We start from the raw sequence: 15,898 nt of genomic DNA, 5'->3' as shown, positions 1-15,898 counted from the left end.
CCTGCCCGTCATTGGTTGACGGATTATTACGCGCTGGCTCCACCGACAATTTCCAAACCCTCGCGAGAGAGTCCTTCAAGACGGGGAATCAGCGACAGTAAGCTCTGGGTATATTCATGCTGTGGCGTATTGAACAGGGTTTCCGTTTCCGCCACCTCAACCAGCGCGCCGTACCGCATCACTCCGATACGGTCGCACATCTGGCGAATAACCGGCAGGTCGTGACTGATAAACAGCATCGTCAGACCCAACTCATCCTGCAGGTCTTTGAGCAGGTTAAGAATTTGTGCCTGCACCGATACGTCCAGCGCAGAGGTAGGCTCATCACAGATCAAGAAACGGGGACGGGTCGCCAATGCCCGGGCAATGGAGATGCGCTGGCGCTGACCACCGGAAAACTCGTGGGGGAACTTGACCCCTGCGGCACTACCAAGGCCGACGTGATCGAGCAGGTCGCCGACAATGCTGCCGATCTGCTGCTCGTTGTCGGCCAGGCCATGGAAACGAATCGGTTCGGAGATAATATCGTTGATATTCATTCGCGGGTTCATTGACGAGTAGGGGTTCTGGAACACCATCTGCATCTGACGGCGGAACGGGCGACGCTCGCGCTCGCTCATTGCACTGATCTCCTGCCCCGCGAAGGTGATCGTGCCTGAATCCTCCTTGTACAAACCGGCGATGATCCGCGCGATCGTAGACTTGCCACTGCCGCTCTCCCCCACCAGACCAAAGGTTTCTCCCTCCTTGATGGTAAAAGAGACATCATTGGAAGCCTGCACGTACTTACGGTTCTTCTGCAAAAAGGCGTGCTGGGTTTCAAAACGCAGATTTACATGTTCGACCCGGAGGATATCACCGCCCTCCAGGCTGAAATCCATATCCTTACCGAGCCAGTGGGTCGCCAGGTCAATTTTGCTGGGCTCCACATCGGCTCCCTCGATGTAGTCCACCAAGGGAAACCGCACCAACTTGATGTCGGAGCGTGGCACCGCGCTAATCAGGCTCTTGGTGTAATCATGCGCTGGATTGCCAAGAATCTGCTCGGTAGTACCCGTCTCCACAATACGGCCACGGTACATCACACAAACACGGTCGGTAATATTAGCAATAACCCCCATATCGTGAGTCACCAGGATACAACCGACCTTTTTCTCCTTACAGAGGCCTCGAATCAGTTCAAGGATCTGATCCTGAATCGAAACATCCAACGCGGTCGTGGGTTCATCAGCGATTATCAACTCGGGCTCGCTGCACAGGGCGATCGCGATCACTACCCGCTGGCGCATACCGCCGGAGAACTGATGGGGATACTGTTTGATGCGCAGTTCGGGCTCAGGAATACCCACCTGCTCCAGCATACTCAGCGCACGCCTGGAGGCTTCCTCCGGGCTAACACCAAGATTAACCACCATGGTCTCGACCAGCTGTTCCTCGACCGTGAACAGGGGGTTCAACGAGGTCATAGGGTCCTGAAAAATAAATCCGATGCGACTGCCTCGAATGCGACGCATGGATTCGGGATCCAGCCCGGAGATACGCTCGCCATTGAGGAGAATATCGCCTTGGGCAACGCGCCCGGGCGCGCTCAACAGGTCAATAATGCCATTACCAATGGTCGATTTTCCGGCACCGCTTTCACCTACGAGGCCAACAATTTCACCGGCCTCAACTTCAAACCCGATATCCTCTACGGCAACGGCCACCCCGTGCCGGGATGGAAATTCGATTCGCAGATTTTTTACATCTAACAGCGGCATAGTTTCCCCTGAAATACGACGCCTGTATGGCGACTATTCAAATTATCCGAGTCATCCCTTCAGCATCCGTCGCGGGGCCACCCGTAAAAGAGAGCCCCCCCCTGGCGACTGGACCAAGGGTATCGATGATACGCCTCGAGGCGTTCGGCGAAATGAAAAGCGAGAGCCGAACAGTCGGTTACCCTGACACGCGCCCCAGTGCATTTCAATAGCTATAGGTACATCTACTTATAGGTATAAATCCCTATAGGCGCGAGGGAATCCGCATCTCTTTTTTTGGCCCCGCCCAAGCGACTCACAGGTTTTAGCCCCCTAGTGGCAAGATCGACAGGGACGGATACCCTACTCCGTCGGCTGTGCTCAGGCTCTGGCGCAAGGAGAGGCTGGGCAGGGAAAACTCGAACGATGGTATCGCCGTTTGGGTCAGTTTGCCCCTATCCGTGCTGGCGACGCGTCGAGCCAGTGTAATATGGGCCCGCAGTGGTCGAGGGTTATTCAAACACTCCGCCAACCTCTCCAGCGCTCCGGAGGATTCCACCGCCAGCGCCAGCACCTTGGGGCGCTGAGTATCGGGCAGCCAGATCAACCCGCCACAGCGGGCAGTGATGGACTCGGTGCTTTCCAGGCGTTGCAGGGTATTGGCAAGATCATCAATCGCAGCGCCGGCAACCTGACCCACAAAATGGAGGGTTATGTGATAATTTTCCGGCGGCACCCAGCGTGCGCGAGAGAATTGCGTCAACAGATTTTTATTCACCCAGGCAGAGATCGCCACGGACGCTGATACGGGCAGGTCCGCGCTAAAAAAAACTCGCACCAATCCATCCATTTGAGCTGTTTGCAACCCCTGGCCCTCCTTCATGTTAAAATCAGCTCCCCGAATCTAACCTGAGCCCCTATCCATGGCCACAAATGGCGAATCAGCAGCTCACTGGCTCGAACAAAATGCTAACCAGCTGTCTCGGCAACGCGTTGAGCAGGTACGCGACAATATACAAACCAAGTTAGACAGGCTAAGCGAGGAAGCTCCCCTCGCGCCGGGTCTGCTAGAGGCTCTGGAAGTGCTGGATCAGCACCTCGCCCGTGATACTGCCCCCCAAACATCAGCATCAGGGAGTCCGGTAGCGACGGCCTTGCCCGCCCTCGACACATCTCCCCTTATCCCCGATCTTGCCCCTGAAGAGCCCTTGAGCGCGGCCGAAAAACAGGCGCGTTTTCGCGATCTACTGGCTCGAAACCGAACCACCTGATACCCCCGCAACGCCTAGTCGGTCAACGTCAGAGCTACCTGTAACTGACCCTCCTCGACGGGCGCGTCCATATTAACCTCCATCAGGTACAGTCTTTCCGAGTCGTAACCAAGCTCCTCAATCAGGTAGCCGCGCACCACCGACGCACGCTCCTGGGCCAGCTGGCGGAGTACGGAGGGTTGCGGCTCAATCGCGGCGACCAGGGTCGCTTCCATATCTGCAGCGGATGGCAATGGAGCCTCGACAGGGAGGCTGTCAGCCATTTGTTGCCTATAGAACTCGGCCACCAGCACGGCTCTTAAATCAGCAGGAAGTATGAACTCTTCAGGACCTGCGGGAACCGTTTTACCCTCGGCCTTAAGGCGCTGCCAACCCAGCAGCTGCAGCCTTTGCTGCCACTGTTGCCGGGCATAGGCGGCCCAATCAAACGCGGTCTGGGCCCCCCCGGTGAGCTCCAGTTTTATGGTCGGGCGTTCATCAAGGGCGATCACCAGGGTCTGCAGCCGTTTCCTAACCTCCTCTGACAACTCACTACTGGCGGCTGTAAAACCGATCTGGCCATAGCTTTCCGCATCATCACCCAACAGTGCTCCCAGTGCGCGAAACGGAGAGCTGATGATGTTGGTGATGAGGTTAAATAACGCCTTGGCGACCAATCCCCCGTAACTAAAATCGGGATTATCAAGATCGCCACTCACCGGTAGATCGATATCGATACGCCCCTTGCTGTCTTTCATCAAGGCGATGGCCAGGGTCACCGGTAAGCTGGTTGCGTCGGGGCTGTCGGTGCGGCTTCCCAGCGTTAGCTGGTCAAGCACCATACGGTTCTCCCCCTTCAACTGCCGATTTTCAAGCAGATAGTGCAGATCCAGGGATAGTTTTCCCTTGTTGATGGTGTAACCGGCAAATTTCCCCGAATAGGGGGTCAGGGTGGTCAGCTCGACATTGGAGAAACTGAGCCCCAGATCGGTAAACGCCTCTGCACTAAGCGGATTGATCGCCCCCTTGATCGTTACCGGGGCATAGCGATCGACCTTGCCCGCAAGATCCACCGAAGCTCTCGCGCTGGGATCCGAACTCATCCCCTCGATGCTACCGTTGAGCTGTGCAATACCGGTGGCAAACTGCGGAGTTAAACTTAGATCGGAAAAATTTGCCTCTCCCTCTACCACGTCGATACGACCAATCGATACCTTCATCGGAGGAGCGCTTGTGTCGGCTTCTGCCGCTTCGACAGCCGACGTTGATTCGGCATCCGGTGCCGTGACTCCAGTGGCCGGTGGCGGACTCAAAATCTCTCCAATGTTGACACTGAGGTCCGGGTAAATAATAACCCGCGCATAGGGTTTTTGGGTCGCAACCCGCGAGATAGCCAACGAGTTAAGCCGCTGATCGAAGGCGATCCCCTCTACCAGCAGCGATTGCCAGGTCACAAACTCCTGATGGTCTATCGTATCGCGGGTAATCAGCTCATGGATGCCTAGCTGCCCATTAAAGCGCAACTCGCTATCTTCTCCGGCTTGCCACAATAGCTTGCCTTCGATTCCCGCCTTGCCTTGCTCCAACTGCATCTGCAACAGCGGATCGATATAGGACTGCAGGCGCGAGAGATCAAGGTTATCCAGAGCCAGCTCCATCTCGACCCTTGGGGTTAACCAGATGGCGCCGGCCAACCTGGCTTGTGCACCGTCATCCACTGAAAAATCCATTTTAAAGTCTATTGGCTGCTCCTGAGGGAACTCGACCGGGCCACCCTGAAGGTTTAGCGAGCTAAACGTCCATGAGGGCGGTGGATCGACAGACTGGTCACTGAAATCCAAGCGATAGTTACTCAGCCCGAAGCGAGCCAGACTAACGCGCCACGGAGGTTGTGAGGAGGAGTCGGGCGTTTCGGCCACATCCGCTGCAACAGCCTCGGCACGACCTGTTCCTGCGGCCTGATCATCGATGGTTTTGGCTTGGGCGAACAGCCCCACCAGATCAATCTCTCCCGTGCGCTTGAGCTGGCTTGAAAGCTCGGCACCATCACTCAGCAATTGCTCAATAACCACCGTACGTTGAAACGAGTCAACCGCGATACCACTAAAACTGAGGTGAGGGATGGCCATAAGATTGTCGGCTGCACGCTTATAGCCCAGGCTCAATTCACGCAGTTCAAACAGGCCATCGTAGACATTGACGACCGCCTCCTCCCCCGATCCATCAAAGGCGTAGCGGGCCTCTACAGAGACCTTGCCCTGAAACACTTCAAAACCCAGCTGCTCCTGCAGATACTCCCAAACCCTGCGCACCTGTACGCCCTGCAGCTTGAATTCGCCACTGGACCGAAGCGGGACCACACTCAGGTCCCCCTGCCAGCTCAGCGAGGTTTCCTGGTCCAGGTTTGCTGCAAATGCGTAGGGAGCTTCACCATCCTGGGGACGAGTGCTGAAGTTAAACAGCTCCAGGTTGAGTGGGGTGAGTTCGGAGCGATAGGGGTCCGTGCGTGAAAAATCTTCGAACAACACCCACCCCTGAGAGATATTAAGATGCCGCACCTGGAGCGGCAAAGGCGCTGCGCTCTCCTCGTCAGGGGAGGACTGCGCCTGCTCGTTTGGCGGTGCTAGCTGAGTAATCAACTGTTGCCAGTTCACCTGACCCGCTGCATTGACCCGCACTTGGACCGCTGGCTTTTCCAGCGCAAACTCCTCCACCACCAATTGACCAATAAAAAGATGCCGAACCGACAGGTTTAAATAGAGGCGTTTGAAGGCCAATAGCCGGTCACCTTCGAGCCCGGATAGCTCGCCATCCCGGAGGGTGACACTAAAATCGAACGGATTGATCTCCAGCCGCCCAAGCCGTACATCACGCCCGGTGGCGTTTCCCGCTTTATCCTCGATCAGTGAACGTACCGGTTCCGGTAACACCAAAAAACCCACCAGGGTATAGAGCGCCAGCGCCAGGAGTGAAACTATCCCGCGTCGCTGCCACCCTGTCATTTGATTCCAACGTCCAATAGAGGGGGTACGGAGCGCCATAAAAAATCCCTGATACAGTTAAAACGAATCCTTCAGTATCAGGGAGTGTAGCAAGGTTCCAAGATGAGCTACCAAAAAAAAAGGCACCCGAGGGTGCCCTTTTCATTGCTGAACAATCAGGTTGATGCGGAGGTCTTACTCACCCATACACCCCGTTCGTTCCGGCAGGCGATGTCGCGGTAGCGTTGCGCTTGATCACCGACTCGTATGACCTCTTCGTAGGCGCGACAATACTGTCCACGTTCCGCGACATACCAGGTCGCAGTGGGAGTGACTTCGCCGGAGTTGCCGCTATCCGGGTTGTTCCACTGCAGGCGCTTACCTGTCGCCAGCTTTTCCAGCGCATAACGTGCCGCATCATCGGCAAGCTGGCTATCCTGCGAATCAAGCTGGGTGTATAACCGTTGAGAGTTTTTACTGCTGTAGGGATTACTACTGCAGGCGGTTAAGGCCATAGAGACCAACACCACAGCAACTGTTGGACCGAAGGTTTCTTTTGTAATCATAATTGCTCCTTGGGTCTGCCTTTCATATTGACGGCAGTTTTATTCGGCTGCATAAAAACGAGGAAATCTCAGCTTAATACCAAGACTCCCCGTATTTTTACCAGGCTACTGCCAGCCGTTCTCTATCGCTTCAGACTCCTGTTCGGCGCTGAGCGCCTCTCGATCATCGAAACCACCACCACGGGTTTCACTACGGGATTCGGTGCGAGTTTCAGTTCGCGCGACCGAATCATCAACCCGGCTACGCTCCTCGCTTCTATTTCGATCTCGACTGCGGCTATCTGCCTGTCCCGGCTGGGAATCGTCGATGGAGCCATCACCTCGGGTTTTCTGGCCCGCCGCGTTGAAATCATCGTCACTGCTGCTGCGAGATTGCCCCGGCTGGGAGTCGTCGATGGAGCCATCACCTCGGGTCTTCTGACCGGCAGCATTGAAATCATCGTCACTGCTGCTACGAGATTGCCCAGGCTGGGAGTCGTCGATGGAGCCATCGCCACGGGTCTTCTGACCGGCAGCGTTGAAATCATCGTCACTGCTGCTACGAGATTGCCCAGGTTGGGAGTCGTCGATGGAGCCATCACCACGGGTTTTTAAACCTTGCTCATTGATATCATCGTCCCCCAGTCCGCGTCCGCGGCGCCCGTCATCATCATCGTCATCATCATCGTCGGAATCACCGCCATCTCGACCGCGACCGCTGGAGTCGTCATCTGAGTCATCGTCATCCGAATCATCGTCACTCCCGCCACGGCCGCTGGAATCATCATCCGAGTCATCGTCACCACCGCCACGGCCACTAGAGTCGGAGTCGGAGTCGGAGTCGGAGTCGGAGTCGGAGTCGGAATCGGAATCGGAATCGGAATCGGAATCGGAGTCGGAATCACCACCGCCGCCACCGCCGCCACCGCCACCGCCGCCACCGTCACCGCCGTCACCACCCTTGTTATGGACCAGGTAATCATCCGCGATATAGGTATTGTTGCCATCAAGCAGCAGGTTGTAGACGATCTCCAGCGGATTGCCTTCGCTGGCTTCTATGGAGGTGAGAGTCTCCTCCATAAACTCAGGTACCAGCATCAATTCCCGCGCCAGTCCATCGTTACCCTGGGCAACCCCCTGCTCAAAATGGCTGAACCGCATAACAGCATGGCCGACTTCAAGTGGGTCGACACTCAGCAGCGGGTTTTCCTGATAGGTGGCTCGGGGTGAAATAGAGCGCCAGCCGTCGGGGCTGCGAAACGGGTGTTCAGCCGTAACAAAAGCCGCGCTGCCGTTCAGGCTATAAAGGGAGCGTCCCGCGAGTGGCACACGCTCAACCTGCACAACCCGGTTGACTTGACCCTGTTCACCGATGACTCGTTCGCCAACGCGAACATCCTTGATCGCCCTGTAGCTGCCATCGGCCATCAGGACGCGGGTGCTGCCAATGAAGCAGGACTTAGCCCAGGCGCTCTGGTAGGTGATCTCGCCACTTTCGGTATCGTAGCTTATTGGGGCGGCCATCAGAATGGTGGCCAATGCCGTACAACTCAACAGCCGCAAGGGGCTAAAACGCGCTTTACGCAGTGATATACTGCCCTGTGCGGGCCCGAGTTCAAGGGATGGAATTGTTTTCATTGTGTTCTCCTCGTGGAAAGCAGGCAGATTTTCTGCGGTTCTCAAAGAGGACAACAGGCCAGTACCGAATTTAATCCCATTCAATGTGATTTTTTTTAAAAAACACTAATTTCATATTATTTGGTCTATTTCGGGAATAAATTACCTCGATAGCTGTTATAGCTATAGTAAGCCCACTATTACTAACGAGTGAAAAGCCCGCGAATGATCAAACAGCTCAAGGAGCGAAAGCTCAAACGGACACTGACGGAACTGTATCCCCAGATGCAGCGCTTCGCCATGCGCTTGTGCAATGATCATCACGATGCGGAAGATCTGGTGCAACAAGCCTACAGTCGTGCACTTGAGCGCCTGAATCAGTTTCAGGAGGGTACACGCCTCGATAGCTGGATGTACCGAATTGTGCAAAACCTCTATTTTAACCAGCGCAATGCACAGGCGGTGGTGGCGCGCAAACGCCCCTATCTGGTCATCGAAAATGAACAGCCAGACAGTAGCGAACAGCTCGAAGTCCGTAAAAGCCTGGAACGGGTACTCGAGACGATGGCCTCCATGCCGGAGAGCTTTCGCCTGGTGCTACTGCTCATCAGCATCGAAGGCCTCTCCTATAAAGAGGTCTCGGTTGCCCTGGACCTACCAATAGGTACAGTGACCAGTCGTTTGGCGCGGGCCAGAAAAATCATTGTTGAACAGTGCGGTGACGCTAGCGCACTCAACGAGAAAAAGCGCGGCTGACGCCGGCGGGAGAGATAAAGATGACCACTAACGAATCCATCAGTGACGAGCTACTGTGCGCCTACATGGATAACGAGCTGGAGCTGCCCGCTCGACAACAACTGGAGCAGCAGTTGGCCGAAAGCGAAGCCTTACAGGATCGCCTGCAAGCACTGGTTGAAGCCGATACGCTGGTGCGTCAGGCATTCACCCAGCGAGCGCCACTGCACAGCGGCTCAACGGGTATTCCTGCCCCCGTCACCCCGCTACCCCACCGAAATTTTTTCAAGCAGGCGGGCGGGCTTCTGGCTGCCTCCGTCGTGGGTATTGCCATTGGCATTAATGTGCCGTTCAACAACGCCATAGAGGGCGAGATGGCAACCCAGTGGTCAGCCCAACAAACCCTCAGCCGCAGTCTCGAAAGCCAGCCTCAATTCCAGAGCACGATGGAAAGCAACATCAGTGGCGTTGCGGTGCAATGGAGCAATCCCGATCAATCCCCCAGCAGACTGCTGCCGGTGCGTACGTATAAAACCGGAAGCGGTACCTACTGTCGCGAATTCCTGCTTGAAGACTCCCACGAACAGGTGAACGGTGTCGTATGCCGCACTCCCGAGGGAAGCTGGCAGATCGTCAATATGCAGTACAACCAGCTGGAAGGTATCCCCAATATAAAGATCTAGCCAGCCGTACCGGGCTCCCTCCGGAGTGACCGGCCTCAGACTCAGGGAGCCCGCGATTAGTTGCGGGCTTTTTGTTCAAAAAAAAGAACAAGTATTTCAAATTAACGAACAGCTCATTACAATGGCGGCTGCCATCCGCCGGTAACGATAAGCGCACTATGCCGCACCAACCCCTACTATTTCCCGAGATCCGCAGTATGCTGGGCCTCGCCGCACCCCTCTCGCTGATATTTCTTGGTCAGGTCGCGATAGGGGCGACCGATACCATTATGATCGGCAGGCTGGGCTACGAAACCCTCGCCGGTGCGGCTTTGTCCCTCAACATTTACCTGCTGGCATCGATGATCGCAATTGGCCTGATCGTCGCCTCTACCCCCCTGCTGGCCCGAGCAGCCAGCGCCAGGGATACCGACCAATTCCGCCATTGCATCCACCATAGCTGGTTGCTCGCAGTGGTGGTGAGTTCCCTACTCTGTTTGGGGCTCTATTTTGTCGGCCCGATCCTGCTATTGCTCGGACAACAGCCGCACCTGGTCGACATCGGCGTTGAATACATGGATATCATGCGCTGGAGCCTGATCCCTGCAATGCTGATGATCGCCCTGCGCAACCTTTTCTCCTCCCTGCAGCAACCCCTGCCGGCTCTAGTGATCATGGGCATCGCGGTGTTGCTGAACGTCCTCCTCAATTACCTGTTGATTTTTGGCCACTGGGGACTGCCCGCCATGGGCGTTCAAGGAGCTGGCACCGCCAGCGTACTGGTCAACCTGTTTATGGTTGTAAGCCTGTTGGCGATCGCCGCGCTACGCCCGGAATTCCGCCCCTACAAGCTATTTAGTAGCGGCTTTCGCTTTGATCCTGAACTAGTCGCGAGACTGGTGCGGATCGGTGCCCCCATCAGCCTGGCATTCCTACTGGAAGAGGGCCTGTTTTCAGCGTCGATTTTGTTGATGGGCTTTATCAATAGTGAATCCGTGGCCGCACACCAGATCGCCATTCAGGTGGGCTCGGTAACCTATATGTTCATCCTGGGTATAGGGAATGCCGCCACGGTGAGGGTTGGCGACGCGATGGGACGACGCGACCCTCTGGCCGTAATACGCAGCGGCTGGATCGCCGTGGGTCTTGGCGCGTCGATGATGCTGTTATTAGCGCTATTTATCTGGAGTTTCCCGCAGTTGATTGTCAGCATTTTTATCGACACCCTCGACCCCGAAAACGCCCGCGTCATTGAACTGGCTGCAGGGTTTCTCGCAATATTGGCAATCTTCCAGGTGATGGATGGCATTCAATTGACCGCCGTTGGTGCGTTGCATGGCTTCCCTGACACCCGCATCCCGATGTTAATGGGGGCTCTCAGTTTCTGGGTTGTCGGCGTTGGCCTGGCAGTCACCCTCGGGTTCGTCCTCGATTGGCAGGGGGTCGGCATCTGGGCTGGGCTGGCCGCTGGGCTGGGGTTGATGGCACTCCTGTCCAGTTGGCGCTTCCATCGACTGTCACAGCACTGCGAACGCTATTTTGACCGCCCGCGAGAGGCGGTCATTAACTAAAACGATTATAAAGGGGCCTCTCCTGCCCCGTAATCGGTCTAATAGCGGCCTGTAGTATTTTTTTGTCTATTTTATAATCAGCGATCACACCTCGGATGGACCCTCCTGGTCCACCTGCCCCGTGAGGATCGTGCCATGAAGCGACTCTACTACCTTACCGACAGCATTGAGAGTGCAGAGCGCATCTCGGAAGATCTACACCGGGAAGGCATTTCGGACTGGCGTTTCCATGTCTTCAGCAAGGACCAGGCGGGTCTTCTGCACCACCGGTTGCATTCTGCAACCCCCCTGCAAAGCAGTAATATTGTCTACAGCGGGGAGCGCGGAGCGATCATGGGAGGCCTGAGTGGGCTTCTGATATCACTACTGTTGATTGGCACCCAACCCGTTGGAGAACAGATTTCGAGTACCGCCGTCATTCTGATAACCGCGCTATGCATACTTGGTGGAGGGTGGATAGGCGCCCTCAGTGGCCGCCACCAAAAACACTATAAAATTTCCCGTTTCCAACGTGCAATTAACGATGGAAAACTCTTGATAATCGTTGATATCAGGCGCCACGAAGAGCATGCCGTGCGAGGATTGATGCAACGTTATCACGCAGATGTATTGCTGGCCGGTATCGACTCTTCATTGACCAACCCCTTCGCCAATGGATCGCAGCCACTCTCGCCCCCCAATTAGCGGGCAGGTTCAGGCAAGCCGTTCCCCTCTCTAGGCCAACTGCAATAAGCGCAGCACGAATATTCCGGCACTGATACTGATCAGGGACCCCAGGGTGGTCATTAGAATGATACTGGCCGCCAGTTCAGCGTCTCCCCCCATCGCCCGGCTCATCACGAAACTAACCGCTGCCGTAGGACTGGCAAACATCAGAAACATGATGCCCAGCGCTTCCCCCCGAAACCCCAGCATCAACGCCCCCAGAGTAAGTGCAACCGGCACCAGCGCCAGCTTCAGTAATGTCGCCCATAGCGAAAGCGAGGACGCCTTGCCCAGAGCCTTAAGGCTGAGGGTGCCTCCAATACCCAACAGCGCCAGGGGCAGCGTCATCGCGGAGAAGTAGCTACCGGTTTTCAGCAATACTGCAGGTAACTCCACACTGAATCGCGCCAACAATACCGCTGCGCCGATTGACAGGATAAGCGGGTTGCGCACGATCCCCAGACCAATCCCCTTCCAATCGATACGTTCTCCCTGCCGATTGGCGGCCATCAGGGCAAACACCGACAACACGTTGTAGAGGGGGGTTAACGCCGCCATCAACAGCGACGCCATCGCCAGGCCGGGTTCACCGTACATGTTGGCCGACAGTGCTAACCCCGTGATCCCCAGGTTACTGCGAAAACAGCCCTGCACGAACACACCGCGCTGGTCACCGCGGGCTATTAGCGTGCCTGACATCCACCACAGTGCAGAAAAAACCGCCAGGGTCCCCAGTAACGAAAAAACCAGCTGGCGAGGATCGAATACCAGGGAAAGGTCCAGCTTAATGATACTGATAAACAGCAGCGCCGGCAGCGTCACGTTAAACACCAGCTTCGAGGAGACCTCGATAAAATTTTCGTTGATAAACCCGATCCGGCGCAGGAACGCGCCGAGAAAGACAATAACAAAGATCGGCACCGTAACTTCTACGGTAAACAGGAGGGTTTCCAGATAAAGATTCACGAACAGTTCCAAAGGCGGTGAAGACGGCTATTGTAACGCCTGCGACCTAAATAGAGCTATCTGAGCTAAAGGCGATGTCGAGTTAGACTGATTTTTTATGACGCGGCCGAGTCCATAAAAAACAGGCTACTGTTAAAACAGTACATGAGAGAACGCAAAGATGACCCTTAAAGAACTGGACGCGCTGGAGCACCGAATCGGAGATGTTGCGTTGTGGGTAATTCTCGCCCTTGCCGCCCTTATCACCGTGCTTGCTCTGGTGGACTGATCACAAGACCCGCGCTATTGAGGCATTCCGGGCAGATCAGGTCTGCTCGTCTATTGTCCGTGCGCCCCATTCAAAGCAAATACTCCATCGAGCCAGCCTCGCTCTAGCGCCCGCTCACGGCCCCATATCAGCTTGAACAATTACCAGCTTGAACAATTATCGAGTTGAGAAACTATCGCCTTGCCACAGGATACAGCCCATCGAGCGCCTGTGAGTCCGTGAACCGGTGCGACAATCGCCCGAGCTCTGCCACCGCCGTTGACTGGCCGCAGATACAACGCTTTCAAGCAAGCACAAGCGAGCTATAAGCACCCTAACCGCAGTTACTGGCAATAGACTGATGGTCATGTTGTGGTGAGCTGTATACAGGCGGCAGAAACAACCGGACTCAATACTACCCCGATCTCACCAGCGCTCGGGCAGCCTAGTCGATATGCATCAACCCAACTCCCGAGGGCTCCATGCGCACCACCTTCATCGTTTTAACAGGTGCATCGATGGGTAAGCCCTGAACCTGCACATTAACAATCGTGCCTACTGGAGGATTTTCGTGTTCCTCGGTCAGTAGGAATAACCCTCCATCGGATAGATCGCGGGTATGCAAAAGTGTTTCAGGCGTCTCGTCCCCCCAGACCCTGATCAGCAGATTCATATCGGTGCGTAAATGTCGTCTTTTGTCGCTCATGGCTCTTATATTGTTTTACAGTTAGCAGACTTTATAAACCAAGCAGTATATTTTGCAACCATCGCGGCCAATCTTGTACGGGGATTGCTAGCCAAGTTCACTTCTTTGGTCCATTCTGAGTGCTATGAAAGTTAAGACGCAGTACCTGCTTATCCCCCTGTTTACGGCAATCCTGGTCGGCTATGTGGCGTTCAGTTTTTTTGCCACCCAGGGAACCCAGTCGGTCAAAATCACCAACCTCTATGAAAGCTATAGCGATACCTCTGATACCCTGAGCAGTTATCGTGACCAATTAATCGAGCAGCACCTGGCGTTGATGGCAAACCTCAGCGAGGCCGCCACCGACCAACAGCGCGATACTCAATTGCGCATCGGAATCGGAGAGATCGAGACGCTGGTCGACCTGATCTCCCACCTCCGCCAACGCATTGCCTTCGACGATTCAGCGCTGGCCAGACTGGATCGAATCGGTGAACGTCTCGAACAGTACCTCAACAGTCTGGGAACTGTCGCACAGGGGCTAGCCGATTCGAACCCCACCAGTGCAGAACCCGATCCACTAAGCCGCGCAAATACTGCGTTCAAGGCGGCAATTGAGGATCTGGGGCAGTTTCTCGAAGGTCACCGGCAACAGGGTGTTGGCCAGCTGCTGCGGATACAGGAGCAAACCGATCAAGAGCTGTTTCGCCTGGGGATGCTACTACTGATTACCATCTCCTTTATCCTGCTGAGCAGCTGGATACTATCGCGTCAATTGGAGGGAAGCATCGGCCAGTTGGTATCATCCCTCGCGGAGCTATCGCGCGGAAACACCGATGTGCGGATACCGGCGACCTCATCGAATAATGAGTTTTCCGAGATATTTTCCGCGGTGGGCACTTTTCGCAGCACCCTGATCAACTTTCGGGATTCGCAACAGGAGTTGAACCATCGTAGCCTCGAACTGGAACGCCTACTATCAACCATTCCGGGCATGGCCTATCGCTGCGAAAAGAGCAACACCCGAAACCTTTTAATGGCGAGCGCAGGTTGCATCGACCTCACCGGGTACCGCCCCGAACAATTGACCGACAGCAAGCTGGTGAGCTTCGGCTCCATCATCCATCGTGACGACCTGCCTCGAGTGTTGGACCAGATAGAGGATGCGACCACCCATCAGCGTGCCTATCAACTCACCTACCGGATCGTTACCCTCGAAAAGGATATCCGCTGGGTACTTGAGCGCGGCATGGAGGTCTACAACGATGAAACCAGCGAGGTTACCCTGGAAGGCCTGGTTATCGATATCACCGAGCGCAAACAGGCAGAGGAGGAGGTGCAGCGGCTCAACGCCCAACTTGAGGATCGAGTGGAGGAGCGCACCCAGGACCTGCAACAAAGTGTACAGCGGCTCACCGAACTACAGAGCCAGTTGATCGAATCGGAGAAACAGGCATCGCTTGGAAACCTGGTTGCTGGCGTAGCCCACGAGATCAATACACCCATAGGTATCTGCATCACGGCAGCGTCGCACCTGGAGCGGTCCACCGCCGAACTATTGTCCAAAATCGAGGACCAGGAGCTCAAACGCAGCGAATTGGTTCATTTTATGAGCATTCTGAACGAAGGCTTGCAGCTGATCCAAAACAATATCCGCATCACCTCCGACCTGATCAGTAGCTTTAAACTGATGGCGGCCGACAAAAACAATGAGGAGATGAGAGACTTCTATCTCCACGAATACCTGGGTGAGATGATCAAGGGTGTCACGCCACGACTGCAAACCGATGGACACCGCGTGGATCTGCGCTGTCCGGACAACCTTATGTTGCACAGTTACCCTGGCGCGTTCTATCAGATCATTACGAACCTGGTAAACAACTCCATCGAGCACGGTTTTGCCCACACCCCCAACGGCCAGATCACAATTGATGTCGAGAGCAGCGACAAGCTAGTACGTCTGGTTTATAGCGATAATGGCATCGGTGTTAACGACGAGGTTAGAAAAAGGATATTCGAACCTTTCTTTAGCGCGAGCGCCACTCGCAGCAAAGGGTTGGGGTTAAATATCGTCTATAACACCGTAACCCAAATGCTACAGGGACAGATCCACTGTTCCAGCGAGCCCGGACACGGCATCTGTTTCGAGATCGAAGTACCGCTGCGGCTCAACAGTGGCCACTAGAGGCCGCTGG

The 15,898-nt window shown here is 55.2% G+C and carries 13 protein-coding genes; 6 read left to right on the top strand and 7 right to left on the bottom strand.

Annotated elements, in window-relative coordinates; genetic code table 11:
- Positions 1 to 26 precede the first annotated feature (26 nt).
- A complete protein-coding gene (locus ACP3PW_RS10780; protein ID WP_426416698.1) occupies positions 27 to 1,760 on the bottom strand; it encodes an ABC transporter ATP-binding protein in 1,734 nt (577 codons plus the stop codon).
- A gap of 304 nt (positions 1,761 to 2,064) precedes the next feature.
- Positions 2,065 to 2,622 carry an RNA 2',3'-cyclic phosphodiesterase gene (thpR, locus tag ACP3PW_RS10775; protein WP_426416697.1) on the bottom strand — a complete coding sequence of 186 codons (558 nt, stop codon included), beginning with the start codon at positions 2,620 to 2,622 and terminating at the stop codon, positions 2,065 to 2,067.
- A 40-nt stretch (positions 2,623 to 2,662) separates the two neighbouring features.
- Between thpR and ACP3PW_RS10770 the strand changes: the two genes are divergently transcribed.
- Positions 2,663 to 3,010 carry a hypothetical protein gene (locus ACP3PW_RS10770; protein WP_426416696.1) on the top strand — a complete coding sequence of 116 codons (348 nt, stop codon included), beginning with the start codon at positions 2,663 to 2,665 and terminating at the stop codon, positions 3,008 to 3,010.
- Positions 3,011 to 3,024: 14 nt separating this feature from the next.
- On the opposite strand, the gene ACP3PW_RS10765 is transcribed toward ACP3PW_RS10770, so the two are convergent.
- The 3 genes from ACP3PW_RS10765 to ACP3PW_RS10755 all read right to left on the bottom strand — a co-directional run bounded on the left by ACP3PW_RS10765 (position 3,025) and on the right by ACP3PW_RS10755 (position 8,153).
- Complete coding sequence (locus ACP3PW_RS10765) at positions 3,025 to 6,030, bottom strand: DUF748 domain-containing protein (RefSeq protein ID WP_426416695.1); 3,006 nt, start codon at positions 6,028 to 6,030, stop codon at positions 3,025 to 3,027.
- A 116-nt stretch (positions 6,031 to 6,146) separates the two neighbouring features.
- Complete coding sequence (locus tag ACP3PW_RS10760) at positions 6,147 to 6,536, bottom strand: RT0821/Lpp0805 family surface protein (protein WP_426416694.1); 390 nt, start codon at positions 6,534 to 6,536, stop codon at positions 6,147 to 6,149.
- Between the two features lie 105 nt (positions 6,537 to 6,641).
- On the bottom strand, positions 6,642 to 8,153 hold the full coding sequence (locus ACP3PW_RS10755; RefSeq protein WP_426416693.1) for a Hint domain-containing homing endonuclease: 1,512 nt from the start codon (positions 8,151 to 8,153) through the stop codon (positions 6,642 to 6,644).
- A 204-nt stretch (positions 8,154 to 8,357) separates the two neighbouring features.
- Here ACP3PW_RS10755 and ACP3PW_RS10750 point away from each other — a divergent pair, with 204 nt between their 5' ends.
- From ACP3PW_RS10750 to ACP3PW_RS10735, 4 genes are all read left to right on the top strand, one after another.
- Positions 8,358 to 8,888, top strand: a complete 531-nt coding sequence (locus ACP3PW_RS10750; RefSeq protein ID WP_426416692.1) for a sigma-70 family RNA polymerase sigma factor — start codon at positions 8,358 to 8,360, stop codon at positions 8,886 to 8,888.
- 20 nt (positions 8,889 to 8,908) lie between these two features.
- The gene (locus ACP3PW_RS10745) at positions 8,909 to 9,550 is read left to right on the top strand and encodes a hypothetical protein (protein WP_426416691.1); all 642 of its coding nucleotides are present in this window, start codon (positions 8,909 to 8,911) and stop codon (positions 9,548 to 9,550) included.
- A gap of 158 nt (positions 9,551 to 9,708) precedes the next feature.
- Positions 9,709 to 11,100 carry an MATE family efflux transporter gene (locus tag ACP3PW_RS10740; RefSeq protein ID WP_426416690.1) on the top strand — a complete coding sequence of 464 codons (1,392 nt, stop codon included), beginning with the start codon at positions 9,709 to 9,711 and terminating at the stop codon, positions 11,098 to 11,100.
- Between the two features lie 135 nt (positions 11,101 to 11,235).
- Positions 11,236 to 11,784, top strand: a complete 549-nt coding sequence (locus ACP3PW_RS10735) for a hypothetical protein (RefSeq protein WP_426416689.1) — start codon at positions 11,236 to 11,238, stop codon at positions 11,782 to 11,784.
- A 30-nt stretch (positions 11,785 to 11,814) separates the two neighbouring features.
- Here ACP3PW_RS10735 and ACP3PW_RS10730 read toward each other — a convergent pair whose 3' ends face one another.
- Both ACP3PW_RS10730 and ACP3PW_RS10725 read right to left on the bottom strand, forming a co-directional pair.
- A complete protein-coding gene (locus ACP3PW_RS10730) occupies positions 11,815 to 12,771 on the bottom strand; it encodes an AEC family transporter (RefSeq protein WP_426416688.1) in 957 nt (318 codons plus the stop codon).
- A 692-nt stretch (positions 12,772 to 13,463) separates the two neighbouring features.
- Positions 13,464 to 13,724 (bottom strand): PilZ domain-containing protein, encoded by a 261-nt coding sequence (locus ACP3PW_RS10725; RefSeq protein WP_426416687.1) that lies wholly within the window; start codon positions 13,722 to 13,724, stop codon positions 13,464 to 13,466.
- 124 nt (positions 13,725 to 13,848) lie between these two features.
- On the opposite strand from ACP3PW_RS10725, the gene ACP3PW_RS10720 reads away from it, so the two are divergent.
- Positions 13,849 to 15,888, top strand: coding sequence for an ATP-binding protein (locus ACP3PW_RS10720; protein ID WP_426416686.1), 2,040 nt, complete (start codon positions 13,849 to 13,851; stop codon positions 15,886 to 15,888).
- Positions 15,889 to 15,898: the final 10 nt, after the last annotated feature.

Source organism: Aestuariirhabdus sp. LZHN29 (assembly GCF_049985285.1).
GTDB lineage: Bacteria > Pseudomonadota > Gammaproteobacteria > Pseudomonadales > Aestuariirhabdaceae > Aestuariirhabdus.
Note: the sequence above shows the minus strand (reverse complement) of the source record. Positions and strands in the feature narration are given on the sequence as shown.